The sequence below is a fragment of the Paenibacillus farraposensis genome (assembly GCF_020736845.1).
Classification (GTDB): Bacteria; Bacillota; Bacilli; order Paenibacillales; family Paenibacillaceae; genus Paenibacillus; species Paenibacillus farraposensis.
In genome coordinates this window covers 136,128-151,989 of sequence record NZ_JAFFQR010000079.1, presented here as the reverse complement: position 1 = coordinate 151,989, position 15,862 = coordinate 136,128, and the positions used below count along the sequence as shown (strand labels likewise).

General features: G+C 50.4%; 14 protein-coding genes and 1 riboswitch. Of the genes, 6 read left to right on the top strand and 8 right to left on the bottom strand.

Annotation, left to right across the window (positions count from 1 at the left end; translation table 11 throughout):
- Window positions 1-40: 40 nt before the first annotated feature.
- Window positions 41-910, bottom strand: a complete 870-nt coding sequence (locus JO375_RS13335; protein WP_229524930.1) for a cation diffusion facilitator family transporter — start codon at window positions 908-910, stop codon at window positions 41-43.
- Between the two features lie 419 nt (window positions 911-1,329).
- Here JO375_RS13335 and JO375_RS13330 point away from each other — a divergent pair, with 419 nt between their 5' ends.
- On the top strand, window positions 1,330-1,515 hold the full coding sequence (locus JO375_RS13330) for a hypothetical protein (protein WP_229524929.1): 186 nt from the start codon (window positions 1,330-1,332) through the stop codon (window positions 1,513-1,515).
- Window positions 1,516-1,704: 189 nt separating this feature from the next.
- Here the strand turns inward: JO375_RS13330 and JO375_RS13325 are convergent, their stop codons facing one another.
- Entirely contained in the window at window positions 1,705-3,333 is a 1,629-nt protein-coding gene (locus tag JO375_RS13325; protein ID WP_229524928.1) for an ABC-F family ATP-binding cassette domain-containing protein, read from the bottom strand.
- A gap of 297 nt (window positions 3,334-3,630) precedes the next feature.
- Here JO375_RS13325 and JO375_RS24550 point away from each other — a divergent pair, with 297 nt between their 5' ends.
- Window positions 3,631-3,762 (top strand): antibiotic biosynthesis monooxygenase family protein, encoded by a 132-nt coding sequence (locus JO375_RS24550; protein WP_267497694.1) that lies wholly within the window; start codon window positions 3,631-3,633, stop codon window positions 3,760-3,762.
- 96 nt (window positions 3,763-3,858) lie between these two features.
- Here the strand turns inward: JO375_RS24550 and JO375_RS13320 are convergent, their stop codons facing one another.
- The 4 genes from JO375_RS13320 to JO375_RS13310 form a co-directional block, all read right to left on the bottom strand.
- Window positions 3,859-4,872: an MBL fold metallo-hydrolase gene (locus JO375_RS13320; RefSeq protein WP_229524927.1), complete on the bottom strand. Its 1,014-nt coding sequence runs from the start codon at window positions 4,870-4,872 to the stop codon at window positions 3,859-3,861.
- 205 nt (window positions 4,873-5,077) lie between these two features.
- Window positions 5,078-5,188: a cytochrome bd oxidase small subunit CydS gene (gene cydS / locus JO375_RS25040; protein ID WP_377529959.1), complete on the bottom strand. Its 111-nt coding sequence runs from the start codon at window positions 5,186-5,188 to the stop codon at window positions 5,078-5,080.
- A gap of 6 nt (window positions 5,189-5,194) precedes the next feature.
- Complete coding sequence (locus tag JO375_RS13315; protein ID WP_229524926.1) at window positions 5,195-6,226, bottom strand: cytochrome d ubiquinol oxidase subunit II; 1,032 nt, start codon at window positions 6,224-6,226, stop codon at window positions 5,195-5,197.
- Complete coding sequence (locus tag JO375_RS13310; protein ID WP_229524925.1) at window positions 6,223-7,569, bottom strand: cytochrome ubiquinol oxidase subunit I; 1,347 nt, start codon at window positions 7,567-7,569, stop codon at window positions 6,223-6,225. Before JO375_RS13310 ends, JO375_RS13315 begins: the two co-directional genes overlap by 4 nt.
- Window positions 7,570-7,955: 386 nt before the next feature.
- Here JO375_RS13310 and JO375_RS13305 point away from each other — a divergent pair, with 386 nt between their 5' ends.
- The 4 genes from JO375_RS13305 (at window position 7,956) to JO375_RS13290 (ending at window position 13,029) form a co-directional block, all read left to right on the top strand.
- Window positions 7,956-8,510: a MarR family winged helix-turn-helix transcriptional regulator gene (locus tag JO375_RS13305; RefSeq protein WP_229524924.1), complete on the top strand. Its 555-nt coding sequence runs from the start codon at window positions 7,956-7,958 to the stop codon at window positions 8,508-8,510.
- A gap of 86 nt (window positions 8,511-8,596) precedes the next feature.
- The gene (locus JO375_RS13300; RefSeq protein WP_229524923.1) at window positions 8,597-9,829 is read left to right on the top strand and encodes an MFS transporter; all 1,233 of its coding nucleotides are present in this window, start codon (window positions 8,597-8,599) and stop codon (window positions 9,827-9,829) included.
- Between the two features lie 139 nt (window positions 9,830-9,968).
- Complete coding sequence (locus JO375_RS13295; protein WP_229524922.1) at window positions 9,969-11,102, top strand: virulence factor; 1,134 nt, start codon at window positions 9,969-9,971, stop codon at window positions 11,100-11,102.
- A 121-nt stretch (window positions 11,103-11,223) separates the two neighbouring features.
- A riboswitch (Lysine riboswitch) is annotated at window positions 11,224-11,426 on the top strand.
- 133 nt (window positions 11,427-11,559) lie between these two features.
- Entirely contained in the window at window positions 11,560-13,029 is a 1,470-nt protein-coding gene (locus tag JO375_RS13290; protein ID WP_322098734.1) for an amino acid permease, read from the top strand.
- A 108-nt stretch (window positions 13,030-13,137) separates the two neighbouring features.
- Here the strand turns inward: JO375_RS13290 and JO375_RS13285 are convergent, their stop codons facing one another.
- Together JO375_RS13285 and JO375_RS13280 are read right to left on the bottom strand one after the other, a co-directional pair.
- Window positions 13,138-14,514 (bottom strand): MFS transporter, encoded by a 1,377-nt coding sequence (locus JO375_RS13285; RefSeq protein ID WP_229524921.1) that lies wholly within the window; start codon window positions 14,512-14,514, stop codon window positions 13,138-13,140.
- Window positions 14,515-14,561: 47 nt separating this feature from the next.
- On the bottom strand, window positions 14,562-15,689 hold the full coding sequence (locus JO375_RS13280; RefSeq protein WP_229524920.1) for a transglutaminase domain-containing protein: 1,128 nt from the start codon (window positions 15,687-15,689) through the stop codon (window positions 14,562-14,564).
- Window positions 15,690-15,862 lie beyond the last annotated feature (173 nt).

Sequence of the window (15,862 nt, the reverse complement as noted above, 5' to 3'; positions counted from 1 at the left end):
GTCTAAAGTCTCTTTTAACACTAACTATTAAATACTTTAGCTATAATTTGGGTTCAACATGGACATGGACGTGCATCGTATTATGAACCTCTTGCAGGCGTTCCTCAATCCGGTCACTGATCCGATGTCCTTCAATCAAGCTAAGCTGCGGATTCACCTCAATCACCACATCCACCAGTGCATGATTACCGTGTACCCGCGCCTTTACGTCTCGAATCCCCTCGACTCCAGATATGCAGGCAATTGTACTCCGCAAGTCAGACAGCTCCTGCTCATCAAATCCATCCGTCAAGCTATGTGTAGAATCTTTAAAGATATCCCATGCGGTCTTGCAGATCATAACCCCTACCGCGATCGCCGCCACGGTATCCAGCCACGGCAGTCCGAATTGTGCGCCGATAATACCAACCGCTGCTCCGACACTAACAAGCGCATCTGACAGATTATCCTTAGCGGCCGCCAGTAAAGCCTTATTATTAATTTGCCGGGCCAGTCTGTTATTGTACAGGTACACTCCCAGCATAATAACTGCACAAATCACAGCCACCCCGGCGGAGGTGATATCCGGTGTCTGTTTTCCGCCCTTAAAGATGCTTCCGATACCATCAATAAGTACCTGAAGACCGACGACAGCCATAATAAAGGATGCCAGCAGCGCTGCAATCGTTTCTGCACGGAAATGTCCGTAGGCATGATCAGAGTCCGGCGGTTTTTGGGATATTCTCAGGCCAATCAGCACGGCAACCGATACCACAATATCGGTGACATTGTTAAAGCCATCGGCCATCAACGCGCTGGAGACAAAGATATAGCCACTAATCAGCTTGAATCCAGACAGCAAAAGGTAAGCGCCAATGCTCACCCACGCCCCTCGTTCACCTTTTCGTATTTCCTCATAAACATTTACCACAACGGGGGACACTCCTTCAAAATAGAATTCCTAGCAGAGCGATCCTTCCAGCGCACCTGCCTCTCGCTTCTTGGAAAACAAGCGGTCTAGCTGCTCTGAACAAGAACAATCCGCCTTGGGGGAACTGTTATTTTCAGGATAGCAGACGACCTTTGTGTGGGTCTACAGAAACAGTCTTTCCTCCCCGCATCGCTGTAGGAACAACGAAAAAGTATTGCCGAACCCCATTCCTGTAGAGGCTGCAAAACATTTTTTCACTCGTGCAAAAAGGGGCTTTTCCCCTCCCGCTTTTTCCTGTTCATGTGCTATTATTGTTGTCCTTGTCCCTTCTTTTAAAAACGTATAAAATGAGAGCACAGCCGCATTGTTCTTCAATCAGCAGGATTGACATGAATTCGGCGGCAACAGGAGGAATTATTATGAGCGATGCTAATGAACCACGTAAAATTAATCTTGCAGATGCCATTCGCGAAAAGCTGGCGCAAAAAAAACAGCAGTCCGGTGCTTCTCAGCAGGGCGGCTTTCAAAGCAATTCCGCCAAAGCACTGAAAAGCCAAAATACGAAGAAGCCGAACAACCAACGTCGTCGTACAGGCGGCTCATAAGCTACCCACCCCATCCATCGGCTATTAAAGCACCGGGGGCCTGACGTGGCCAATCTGGTCTCATTAACGGGATCAAGTAAGCCATTGGGAATGTACAGACGAAAAAAAGAGGAGCCTCCCCAGCCATATTCATGGCCTCAAGGAGCTCCTCTTTTGTCTATCTATGATTGAACCAACTAGGCTAGCATATTAACCGATTTCTACCGGATACATACGCTCACGCAGCTTCGCAATTTCTTCATTTTCCAGGTATTCGTCATAGCTCATCGTACGGTCGATTACACCATTCGGAGTAATTTCGACGATGCGGTTCGCAATGGTTTGAATGAACTGATGGTCATGGGAAGTGAACAGAACAGTCCCGTCAAAGTCGATCAGACCGTTATTCAGCGCTGTGATCGATTCCAGATCCAAGTGGTTGGTTGGCTCTTCCAGCAGCAGCACATTGGCACCGTTCAGCATCATTTTGGCCAGCATACAGCGAACCTTTTCGCCCCCGGACAGCACACTTGCTTTCTTAAGCGCTTCTTCGCCTGAGAAAAGCATACGTCCCAGGAAGCCGCGCAGGAAGGTTTCATCCTGATCCTTCGAATATTGACGCAGCCACTCTACCAGATTCAAATCCACGTTATCAAAATAGGTGGAGTTATCTTTCGGGAAATAAGCCTGGCTGGTTGTAATCCCCCAGGAAAACTCTCCGTTGTCTGCTTCGATCTCACCCATCAAAATTTGGAAGAGCGTCGTTTTAGGCAGACCGTTCGGACCCACAAACGCGATTTTATCGCCTTTGTTCACCACAAGGTTGAACTGATTCAGCACCTGCTCGCCTTCAACAGATTTACTGATGCTGTCTATGGTCAGCAGTTGTTTGCCCGCTTCACGTTCAGGCTTGAAGTTAATGAACGGATATTTACGGTTCGATGGACGGATATCATCGAGCGTAATTTTATCCAGCTGCTTTTTACGCGAGGTTGCCTGCTTGGACTTGGAAGCATTCGCGGAAAAGCGCTGAATAAAGGCTTGCAGTTCCTTGATCTTCTCTTCCTTCTTCTTATTGGCATCACGAGCCAGCGTAAGCGCAAGCTGGCTGGACTCATACCAGAAGTCGTAGTTACCGACGTACATCTGAATTTTGCCAAAATCAATATCCGCAATATGCGTACATACCTTGTTCAGGAAGTGACGATCATGGGATACGACAATGACGGTGCCTTCATAGTCCATGAGGAAGTTTTCCAGCCATTGGATGGATTCGAGATCCAAATGGTTCGTAGGCTCGTCGAGCAGCAAATTGTTCGGACGGCCAAACAACGCCTGTGCCAAGAGAACGCGTACCTTTTCGTTACCGCTCATCTCAGACATTTTTTTGTCATGCAGGTCACGCGGAATTCCGAGACCGATCAACAATGCAGCCGCATCCGGCTCGGCATCCCAGCCATTCAGCTCTGCAAATTCGCCTTCCAGCTCACCAGCCCGCAAGCCGTCCGCTTCGGAAAACTCTGCTTTAGCATACAGCGCATCCTTTTCCTTCATGATCTCATACAGGCGCGTATGGCCCATAATAACAGTTTCCAGAACAGGAAATTCATCGTATTCATAATGGTTCTGCTTGAGCACTGCCATCCGTTCGCCCGGTGTCATGTGGACCTCGCCTGAATTGGCTTCGATTTCACCGGAAAGAATCTTCAAAAAAGTGGATTTGCCCGCGCCGTTCGCCCCAATCAGGCCGTAGCAGTTCCCGGGAGTAAATTTAATATTTACATCTTCAAAAAGTGGGCGTTTACCATAACGAAGCGTTACGCCGCTTGTACTGATCATATAAGCATACCATCCTTATCATTAGTAAAGTGCTAAACACAAAATTACCGACGGCAATAGTATAACATACAAAAGATCGGAATCGAACCGTAGTATCAGTAGAATAGTCCTGAACCTTTCCCAATATCTTATAACCAAAATAAAAAAATGCTTCTGTCTCCACGCTTGTCACCTGACAAACACATGGACCAGAACCATTCTCTTGTTTTCAAATGCGATGAGAAGCCACCAGGACAAACGCGTTCTTCGGTTTCAGCATTCATATTTCGTGTGCTTGTAACTGTCAGGAAACACCACATGTTGACTGAAAACACGCAGGATGATGAGGAAGCAACGATCAGCACACGCTGGAAGGGGAATGAAAACTTCGAAGCCTGGGCCAAAAGCGAAGCGTTCCGCGAATCGCATAGCAAGACGGAAGCCGTATAAGCCTGAGGCACAGCCTGACATGCCAAAAGCGACTCTACAGACACGTTATTTGTCCACAGGGTCGCTTCTTGCATGAATAGTGTGGGCTATGGCCCCTCAGATGGTCACTGGGGAACGACGCTTCATTCTCAGCGTCTCTCCATGTCCCAATACATGGATGCGTTCCTTCGCGATTCCCAGACGCTCACGCTCCGCCTCAAGACGATCCAGCGCCTCTTTCGGTGTATCATCCGCCAGCTTAAAGGCTCCGTAGTGCATCGGGATCATCTGGTCCGCGCCGCAATCCACAAATCCTCGCAATGCCTCCTCCGGAGTCACATGCTGTGAGGTCATAAACCATTCCGGCTCATATGCCCCAATCGGCATAAAGGTCAGGTCAATGGCGAAGCGCTCGCCAATCTCCTTAAAACCACGGAAATACCCGGTGTCTCCTACAAAATACAATGTCGGTGCATCCGCTGGGCCTGAATCTGTATGAGAATCGACGTGCGCAGCAGAAGATGTGGCAGAGCCGGTTACCTGCTGTTCACTTTGCAGTACATATCCACCCCAATGTGAGGTGTTGGTATCGAATGGCGTACGCCGTGTCCAGTGCTGTGCCGGAACAAATGTAATCCGCACTCCGCCTATCGTAAAATGCTCCCACCATTGCAGCTCAAGACAGTTGCGAAAGCCTTTGCGGACCATTTTCGACTTTAAGCCCGAGGGTACGAGCACAAGCGTGTCTGCACGATATAGTTTGCGCAACGATTGTATATGCAAGTGATCATAATGGGAATGAGACAGCAGAATAATGTCCAGCGGCGGTACATCCTGAATGCGAATGCCGGGCGGAGCCAGCCTTTTGTCAAACGCCATACGTCCGGCCCATACCGGATCAGTGATGATATTCAATCCAAGATACTGAATAAAAAAGGTGGAATGGCCCACCCAGGTAGCTGTCGTGATGTCTCGATTGCGGTGCAAAAATTCCAGCTCCGGGGGATGGTTTGGAACAACAAACGTATAATCCTTTGTTTTGCTGCGCCGCTCCTGTCGCCATTGCCTGAAATCCTTGAGTGTTTTATCGGTATTGACATGATCCATATTGTTAAAACGAACTTTAGACATGATGTAACTCCCTCCCTGAAGGACCGTCGTTCTCCCACATATCCAAACGGTTTCACTCCTCTATATATTGTCATACAAATATGAGAGCCAGATGATACAATCCGATGGTTTATGTAAAGTATAAAACAATCCCCACAGTAACGGAAATTCCAGCCAATGCAAAAAGGACCCTCCTCACATTCAGGAAGGCCCCTCACCGCAGCTGCTAGTCCTGTGGATTTTTAAAGCGTGCCGAATAGATAAACAGAAACACAATCGCCGCTACAATAATGATAGGCGATTCGTACATAATCGTAAAATGCTCAAAAGCAGCCACGCTAGCTCACCCTTTCTTCCCTGCCTGTCCTCGCACATATTTTGCATCGAACAGAAACAGTCTCAATATCAGAATCAGCGAAGGAACCAATACCAGCAGCCCTGCAATAAACGCTGTAATCAATGCATACGCCATCGCAGCGTTGGTGAAGCCCCCATGCACATTAATGTAGGGATACAAAACATACGGAAGATGCGAGCGACCATAGCCATACCAGGCAAATGCAAATTGCAGCATCACCAGGATGAATGAGGTTCCCAAATGGCGCCGCTGCCATACCAGATAAACAGCTCCCATAAAGCATATGAAGGATGCGACAAACATCCAGGCTATACTCAGCATATTGGCAAAATGCTCCGGATTTTGTCTATTAATCTGAAAAAAAGCGAGCAAACTCGCTACAATCGTAGGACCGCTCCAGAGCAGTGCGTATCCTCGCACGATTTCGAAAGCGATCTGGTCTCCCGCCCTTTTGGCATAATAGGACAAAAACATCGCCGATATATACAGCACGCTGACCAGCGCCAGAATAATAACCGCCCACGTATAGGGATTGATCAATAACTGGCCCCAGCGCAGATAAACACCTGTGCTGTTTTCTTCAATAATGCCGCCTTCCGAAATGGCGAGAACTGTGGACAGTGCCGCTGGAATCAGCAGCCCTGTAGCACCGTACAACGCCATGTAGGCGATATTATTTTTACCGGAATGCCCGTACGTATTGTACGCATAATACACTCCCCGGATCGCGAGCAGCACAATCGCAATGCTGCCGGGAACGAGTAACGCCGTCCCATAGTAATAAGCCGCATCCGGGAAGAACCCGTTCAATCCCACCACGAAAAAGATGAGAAATACATTCGTTACCTCCCACACCGGAGACAGATACCGTTGAATGATATTGTGGATTTTGTTCTGGTGGCCTGTCAGCACACTGTAAAAGCTGAAAAAACCCGCACCAAAATCAATAGATGCCACAATCAAATATCCGAACAGGAAGGTCCACAAAATGGCGATACCGACAATTTCATAGCTCACTTGCTTTCAGCCCCTTCCAGGCCCAATTGCTTCATCTCTTCTACCGCATCCTTATTACGGAACAGCTTGCTGAGTACCTTAATGGCCGAGAAGCACAGCACCAGATACAAAATCACAAACAACACCAGCATCCACCCGACACTGGTAGAGGTAGTTGCCGCCTCGGACACCTTCATGTATCCGCGTAAGATCCACGGCTGCCTGCCGACCTCCGCGAACATCCAGCCCAGTTCAATGGCGACCATAGCCATCGGACCGACCAAAATGAGCGCTAACAGCAGCCATCTGGGGTAGGGCTTGCGACCTGGCAAACGCTTTCGGATCAGATACAGGAGCGGAATGACCAGAATCAGCACCCCGGTGGTGATTTTGAGATCAAACATATAATGAATAGACAGCGGCGGGCGCTCATCTGCGGGATAATCATTTAATCCTTTAACCTCCGTACTAGGCAGATTCCCGGCCAGTACACTCAGCGCGTAAGGTACTTTCAGGGCATATTTGATATCACCGTTTTCATCCATATAGCCGCCATATACGAAGGGCGCGTGTGTCATCGTATCAAAATGCCACTCGGCAGCAGCCAGCTTTTCCGGCTGGTATTTCGCTAAAAACTTACCGGAAGCGTCTCCGATCATGACTGTACTGATGGCAAACACAATCGTACAGGTAGCCGTCAGCTTCAGCGCTTTTTTGAAATACGCGTGATTACGCCCCCGCAGCATACTGTAAGCAGCCAATCCCATCAGCAACCCGGCGCTCAATGTATACGAGGAAGCCAGTACATGTGAAACTTTGGTCGGCGTGGCCGGATTCAGCATGGCTTCAATGGGATGAATATCTGTCATGACTCCATTTCTGAGTGTAAAGCCTTGCGGCTGGTTCATGAACGAGTTCACAGTCGTGATAAAAACCGCTGATGCAGATGAGGCAATCGCTACCGGGATAAGCAGCATCAGGTGAAAATATTTGCTTTTAAACCGGTCCCAGGTATACAGGTAGGTCCCCAGGAATATCGCCTCGATAAAGAAGGCAAACGTCTCCAAAAACAAGGGCAACGCAATCGCTTGTCCAGCCACCCGCATAAAGGTAGGCCAGAGCAGGCTGAGCTGCAGACCAATCGAAGTGCCTGTAACGACACCTACGGCAACGCTGATGACAAACCCCCGCGCCCACCGTCGGGCCAACAAAGTATAATGCGGATCACCGGTTCGCAGCCCGCGCCATTCTGCAAGTGCAATCATTAAAGGTATGCCGACGCCGATGGATGCAAATACAATATGTACAAACAGGGTAATTCCGGTCAACATCCGGCTTAACAATACAGGGTCCAGTGAAGACAAATAGATCTCACTCCTTCATTTTACATTTCAGGATTTTTACAAAATCCTCATTTAAAAAAGGGAAAACATCATGAATCGCGCTCTTGATTACCGGCTAAGGGGTCAAGCGAGCTATGCTTTTAATTACGGCATATAGCATAATAGCCGCAATCACAATACATACAATGATGAGCGTTCTTTCCTGCTTGCGGAACATCCGAACGCCTCCTTCACTTATCTTTTGTTGCATTTTGGTAACCTACTCTCAGTTTGGTTCACTCAGCCGATTTTTAACCCTGCTTTAGTGCTGATTGCAGCCGTATTTCTTTTTAGCTATTGAATTATGGCTGCTAATCCGTTATATTCAAAATAGTTAGATAACCTAATTATATGAAAAGAGTGAGTATATGCCGCCAAAACCGTATAAGCGAGACACCGTTCAGCATCCTCTTCCCCGTTTGGGCCCTGAACCTTACCTGGAGTTGTTGGATCAAACTGCCCTGCCGGAAACAGACCGGCATCTTGCCCGCCTTGGCTTATTTTTGCTGTGGACAGGTGATAATGTGCTCGACGCAGTTGATCTGAATTTGTCCGCATATGGACTGACTGAGAGCAAGCTGGATTTGTTATTGCTGTTAACCCTACACCAGTCCCAAAACCAGATAAGCCCCTCCATGATTGCCGACCGTCTTGGCATTCGGCGCGCATCCGTGACGTCGCTTCTGGACTGGACAGAGCAAAGGGGATGGATTATCAGGGAGCATTCTCCTACGGACCGACGCAAAATTCATGTACGTATTACAGAAGAAGGTTCCCTTGTTGTACAGCAGGTCCTCCCTGTATTTTGGTCTTCCTGCGCTTCCCTGACGAGCATTTTGGAGCCCGAGGAGCAAGCTGTTTTTTCACGGATCATAGAGAAGCTTCACCATCATTTGGAGAACAAATTGGGAGTGGGTCGATAATTTTTTTTGAAGATATAATTAGGTTAACTAATAATTTTAATTGTTTGGATTTACAGATAGCTATTTTATTATGAAGGAGTGTTATAGTGAATAAATTGCAAACAAAATCTGCCGTTCTACCGAAAGAAAACGCAGCTCTGCCTTATATGTGGATGATCGTTATTCTAAGCTGGTCGGCCGTGGTCGTTATGTCCAGCCTGTATGTAACGGTGCCGCTGCTCCCTCTTTTTGCCGATGTATTCGGAAAAACGCCTGCCGAAGCAGCCCTGCCAGGCAGTATTTTTTCCCTGGGGTTTGCGGCGGGTTGCCTTGTCTACGGGAGGTTGTCCGACCGGTTAGGAAGAAAGCAGGTCATTGCTGCCGGACTACTCGCACTAATGGTCATATCCCTATGTCTTGGCTCAGCCAGCCAGTATTCTGTACTCGTAACACTGCGCCTGTTTCAGGGATTAGCAGCAGCCACCTTTTCGCCAGTCGCTCTGGCTTACGCCGTAGATATGTTCCCGGCCGAAAAACGGGTTACAGCTATCGGCTTTATCAGTACCGGGTTTCTGGTAGCAGGTATTTCCGGGCAGGTATTTAGTATGGTGGTCAGTGAGCATCTGGGCTGGCATAGGGTATTTCTGATGCTCGGCGTACTCTACGCCCTAACCTTCCTGATCGTCTTGTTTTTTCTGCCAAAAGCCCCCGCGGCTCAAGGACGTGTGCACATCTTTGCCGCCTTCAGCCAGTTAGGTACTGTTCTGCGCTCCTACCCTTTATGGTTAAGCTACGCGGTCGCTTTTGTTCTCTTGATGTCCTTTGTAAGCATGTACACCGTCCTGGGCAGCTATCTGGGCGGGCCTGAATTTGGTCTGAACAGCACACAGATGCTTTATGTAAGATCCGCCGGCATTATCGGAATGCTCGTGTCGCCATTTGCCGGCAAGCTGGCCCAAAAGCTTGGTGTGCAGCTTATATTGCGTGCAGCCCTTGCTCTCTCGATTCTCAGTCTGGCGCTGATGGGGATGGTGCACTCTCTTGTGGCTATCATCGTGCTGAGCGTATGCTTTGTAAGCGGCATTGCCCTGAGCGTGCCTTCGCTTATTGCAATTGTTGGTCAGCTCGGAGGTTCGGCTAGGGCTATAGCCGTCTCACTGTATACCTTTATACTGTTCGCGGGTACCAGCCTGGCCCCCATGCTTTCAATCCGTCTGATGGGGAAGGGCGGAAATCAGACAGCTACGTTTTTGCTGCTGGCAGCTGTTCTGTCAGTGGGCTTTATCGCTGCCCTATTTATTCGCCGTAAGCAGAATCATGCCCTAAAACGAAGTGTATAAAACCACGCGATTAATGTGATATATGTCATTGCGTTTTCCTTGGAATTACAAACTATCTCTTGGGAGACATTCGTAGAATGAGGTACAATACAGATATGCTATATATCGAGAACTTTTGAACAGGAGGCTGTACCGAGCTATGAAGATAACATCTATCGAGCCGACTCCCAGTCCGAACACCATGATGCTGCATCTGGATGAGCGGCTGGAAGCAGGCATCCGCAGAACATATACACGTGACAATGAACGCTCCGCTCCCCCGTTTATCCGGCGTATGCTGGCGATTGAAGGGGTCAAAAGCGTGTTTCACACGACAGACTTTGTAGCCCTGGACCGCAAAGGAAATGCGGATTGGTCTGCCATTTTGGGTCAAGTCCGGGACCAGTTAGGCGAGGAAGGCGCGGACGCCAATTGGGATTTGCCGGAGGAAACCTCCGGGGAAGCGTTTGGCGAAGCACAGGTTTTTGTGCAATTTTTCCGCGGCATTCCGATGCAGATTCGGGTTAAGGACGGGCAGAAGGAGGAACGGATTTCTTTGTCCGACCGTTTTGTGCAGGCCGTTACCCGCGTAGCGAGTGCAACGCTGATCAAGGAGCGCAAGCTGAGTGATTACGGCGTTCGTTACGGTGAACTGCCGGATATTGCGCGCGAAGTCGAGCAGGAGCTGGAGGCAGCCTTCCCGCAAGACCGGCTGGAGCAAATCATCCAGCAAGCGATTGCCCACGGCAAAGACAACAGCGAATTCGTGGAAGAACGCCGCGAATGGAGCGAGGCCGAGCTGGAGCAGGCCCTTCGACACGAGGATTGGCGCACGCGTTACGCTGCGCTGGATCGGCTGGAGCCGACCCCCGAGCACCTGCCACTCATCCGGCAAGCGCTGCATGATGACAAAATGCAGCTGCGGCGACTGGGTGTCGTCTATCTGGGCGATATTCGCTCACCGGAGGCGATGGAGCTGCTGGCCGAGGCGCTGCGCGATCCTTCAGCCACGGTGCGCCGGACCGCTGGCGATACGCTGTCAGACATCGGTGATCCGGCTGCTACCGGTGCGATGATTGGAGCGCTGTCGGACAGCAGCAAGCTGGTGCGCTGGCGCGCGGCCCGTTTCTTATACGAGGTCGGAACCGAGGAGGCGCGTGACGCGCTGGAGAAGGCTGTCGATGACCCCGAATTCGAGGTCAGTCTGCAGGCTAAAATGGCGCTGGAGCGCATCGAATCAGGCGAGCAAGCCGCAGGAACTGTATGGCAGCAGATGGCCAAGCGCAACGCTTGATTTCATGCTTTACAGCGGCAAATTCAAAAAATTGTCGATTGTCAGATGATGTACAGGTACGATATACTGTAGTCTGCTATACAATAAATATCATGTCATACACCTCATCAACCATGTTTTATGATGAGGTAGAGGTCGCGGATGTAATCAGTACACCGGAAGAGACGATAAGAGCCGTCTATGATTCCAGTGGAAAGGTGCACCCGCCGAAGTATACGGAGCTGACTCTTTGCAAATACTCCGGATGCTGGGGCTGCTGACCGAAAGGAGCAGAACTGTCACGCGATGTCCTGACTCAGACACGTGTGTTGAGCTATCTTGTTATAGAAGAAGGTATGGTGCGGAATGCATAGACAAGACCGCAGGCGTATTACCTGCGGTTTTTTGATTTTTTACTCCCCCTCCTTCTGGCTCTTGCCCTGACATGAAATATAATTTCATGAAGGAGTGTATGAACGTGCAACACAAAGCAACACCCGACGCAACCTTGCGCAAAAGTCTCAAGGCCCGGCATATGACGATGATCGGCCTCGGGGGCTCCATCGGAACAGGCCTGTTCCTGGCCAGCGGAGGCGCAGTTTCCGAAGCCGGACCCGGTGGTGCCCTGCTGGCTTATGCCGCAGTCGGCCTCATGGTTTACTTCCTGATGACCAGCCTTGGTGAGTTGGCTACATTTATGCCTGAATCCGGCTCTTTTAATACCTACGCAGGCCGCTTCGTCGATCCGGCCTTCGGCTTCGCCATGGGCTGGAACTTCTGGTACAACTGGGCGGTAACGATTGCCGCCGAGCTGGCAGCAGCAACGGTGCTGATCAAATACTGGTTCCCGGAAAGCCACTCCGCCTGGTGGAGTCTGTTATTTCTGGCCGTGATCTTTACTTTGAACGCGCTGACGGTCAAAGGCTACGGTGAGTCCGAATACTGGTTCGCCATGATTAAAATTGTGACTGTCGTGATCTTTTTGGCCGTAGGTGTGCTGATGATCTTCGGCATTATGGGCGGCCCGGCGATTGGTTTCGCCAACTTCACGGTCGGGGACGCTCCGTTCCATGGCGGCTTTTTTGCTATATTGGGTGTATTCATGGCTGCAGGCTTTTCCTTTCAGGGAACCGAGCTGATCGGGGTAGCCGCTGGAGAAAGCGAAAATCCGCGTGAAAACGTGCCGCGTGCCATTCGTCAAATCTTTTGGCGCATCCTGTTCTTTTATATTCTGGCGATTCTCGTCATTGGATTGATCATTCCATATACGAATCCAAACCTGTTGCGGGGAGAAATCAGTGACATTGGGGTCAGCCCGTTCACGCTTGTGTTTGAAAAAGCAGGACTTGCGATTGCTGCTTCTGTCATGAACGCCGTTATTTTGACTTCCGTATTATCGGCAGGCAACTCGGGGATGTATGCGGCGACACGCGTGCTGTTTGCTCTGGCGCGTGAAGGCAAAGCTCCCCGCTTCCTCGGACACGTCAATTCGCGCGGCATTCCGATGAACGCCTTGCTGATCACGACTGCGGTCGGTATGCTGGCCTTTCTCGCCTCCCTGTACGGAGATGGTGTCGTCTACAACTGGCTGCTGAATGCCTCCGGAATGTGCGGATTTATTACGTGGGTCGGTATTGCGGTCAGTCATTATCGTTTCCGCCGTGCCTTTACTGCGCAGGGTCACAGTCTGAGTGAGCTCCCATATCAGGCACGCTGGTTCCCGTTTGGGCCGCTGTTCGCGTTTGCTCTGTGTATCATCGTGATCATCGGTCAAGGTACGCATGCCTTCAGCGGACAGGAAATTGACTGGAAAACGATGATTGCGACGTACTTGAGTATACCGATGTTCCTGATGCTATGGTTTGGCTACAAATGGATCAAGCGCACGAAAGTCGTTCCATTAAAAGAATGTGATTTGAGCTCAGAGGCATCTTCGAATATAAAATAGTAAAAAAGCCCGTCTCCGCTTATCAGGGGAATGCACGCTGCCACTTGCGGTCCTAAAACCGTTCAGCCGCATGTTCCCTATCGATGCCCGGAGACGGGCTTTTTGCTTTTATTTGGAGGCAGAAGCTCCTGCAGCCGTCATGGATGCAGCGAAAGCACGCCGGCTGAAGATGCCGTATATCACAGCAATCAGTGTCAACAGTGCAGAGAACAAGTACAAATTAACGATGCCCAGATGGTCTGCAATCCAGCCCATTAAGAGCAGCGAAATGCAAAAGGTCAGGCTGGTCAATGTAGCCTGGGCCGACAGCACCTTGGGCAAATCATGCACAGATACGCTCATTTGCATCATCGTACGGCGGGATACGACGGACATTTCCGCAGGCAATCCCATCAACAGAACGATGAGCAGCGTCAGCGGCGGTAATGTGTTCAGAGCATACCAGGCTGTCAGCAGGCAGTAACCAGCCATCCCTGCAAGCATGGCAGGTAACAGTCTGCGCTGCAAATGCTTAATGCAGGCGAGGACAACGAAGCCTCCGCCAATCGCTCCTGCAAAATACGATGCGTTGATGTACCCCCACCATGCCTCGCTTTTGTGCAGAACCTGCTGGGCGAAAGCAAGCGTGAACGCGCCGACCCACACGGAGCCCCCCAGCAGGTCAATCATATCCATGAAAATAAGCACTTTGAGCCTGCGACTGGCTCCGATAAGGACCCAGCCCTCACGCAGTATTTCCTTTTTACGCTTCACAGGCAATACCGGGTTATCCGACTCCGGGCCGTGCAGCATTTCTTCCAGCTGTACCGGAGGCAAATCATGATGCCCTAGCCCCGGCTCAGACACAGCTTCGGACGCCAAGTCCTCCCCGTCTCGTACCCGTGTCCCGGGCTGCAGCAAGTAATGGGCCCTGCCCTCTAACGGATCCCGGATCAAGCTGGTGAAAATCAAGGCTACCAAATACAGTCCGCCAGCCACCAGCAGCGTCTTTCCAGGGCCCAGCATGGCCACGAGCACGCCACTAAGCCCCCATCCCGCCAATTGCACCGTCTGATCGCTGACCGATACAAGGCTGTTCGCCCGCATCAGCCCTTCTCCGGATGCCAGACGAGGAATCAGCGCATTCCGTGCAGGTGTAGTCCATCCGTCCAGAAAGGACATGGCTGCCACCATCATAAACACAATCACCCATTTCGGCTCCGTGCCTGCTGACCACAGGTGGCCCAGCAAAACAGCAAAGAAAGCCAGCTGCCCGAGCTGGGAAACGAATAAAATAAAAGGCAGCTGGAAGCGGGCCAAAATCAGCGGCGCCAAAAAGCCGCTGATCATCTGTGCTCCCATTCGCAGCAGCGGAACGAGAACGGAGGAAAAGATTGAATCCGTCTCATGAAACACAAGAGATACAAGTGCCATAATATAAAGAATGTCGGCCGCATTTGACATGGTCTGCGTGCCAAGTAAGTAGGTAAAGGAACGCTTGTGCATATCAATAAAATACTCCTTTAGTCGTGCAGCTTTCTACTGCAAGATGATTAGGTCCATTTCAACGTTACACGAAGATTCCCGGTACTCCCCAGATTCGTAATCTGATAGGAAATGGACTTCAAACCGAGCTGGTACAATGGCTGTAGATCTTCCTTCAGGCTTCGCTCTGTTCCCTGGTATCCGAAGGTGAGCGTCGTCCCGCCCTTATTGATAGACGTGCTAACCTGCTCCTTGATATCAGCCGATGATTTAACCAGACCCTTGCCATCTTGGAGCGGATATTCCAGGTTATTGTACAGCTTTTGATACACAGCGGTCTTCGGCCCGCCCGCAGTGATCAATGCGGATAAAGTCTGACGATACGATGTGTTCGCCTGAGGGTACGGTTTGACCCATGAGTGGTCCCGGCGCATTTCCGTATCAGTCAGCAGATAATAGGAGGTGCTGACTTCGTTCCCGCGATCCGGTGTCGGGTCATCCCAGGTCGTATCCATGTGATACCAGTGGCCGTCCAGCAAAACAAGATTCCAGGCATGCAGCTGACCTCCTCCTCTTCCTTCTACAATCCGGTTCGTAATCCCTGCACGCTCCAGCATTTTGTAGGCCAGCAGGGAATAGCCCTGGCAGACGGTGCTCCCGGTTTTCAGACCATCATAGGCTGTGTACTTCTCCTGGGTCTCATCATATTTCAGCCGAACTACGATCCAGTCATGGATGGCCTTCACCTTCTCATGATCGGTCATCCCTTTCGCAATGATATCCTTCAGCACGGATTGAACGGTGCTGTCCACATAGGCCGTCTGTTCCTTCGTCTCGCGGTAGCTCAAACGAATCGTAACCTCAGCGGACGTGGTGGTGCCTGTATAGCTGAATGCGTAACTCTTGATCGTATAATTCACATACGGATCGCTCTCCATGGCCTGTTGAATGGCCTTCTCCAGCTGCTGTTTGAGACCGTTCACCCGCCCTTGATATGTAAAGGTCAACGTTTCACTCCGCGTATCCATAGCCTGCAAAAGCTTATTCTGAAGCTGCTGTGACGATACGGGTGAAGCCGGTTTGACCGACGCCGCATATACGTTGTTGCCCCATTCCACAGCCTGCGGCAGCAACACAGCCAGCGCTGCACCCGCAACCAGACATTTTACAAGCCGAACCCCGATTTTTCTATTCATACAGAGCGCTCCTGCCCTTCTCTACATAATTATAAACAGCTCTATCTTACCATAAAAACAGTTGCCCCAAACGCTCTAGTTTTGTCGGTTGTAGACGAGTAAAGGCCCGCCCGGCGGCAGATTGTGACATCGTATGTGCTTATTTAACAGGCCGGACAACGGATATTCATGGT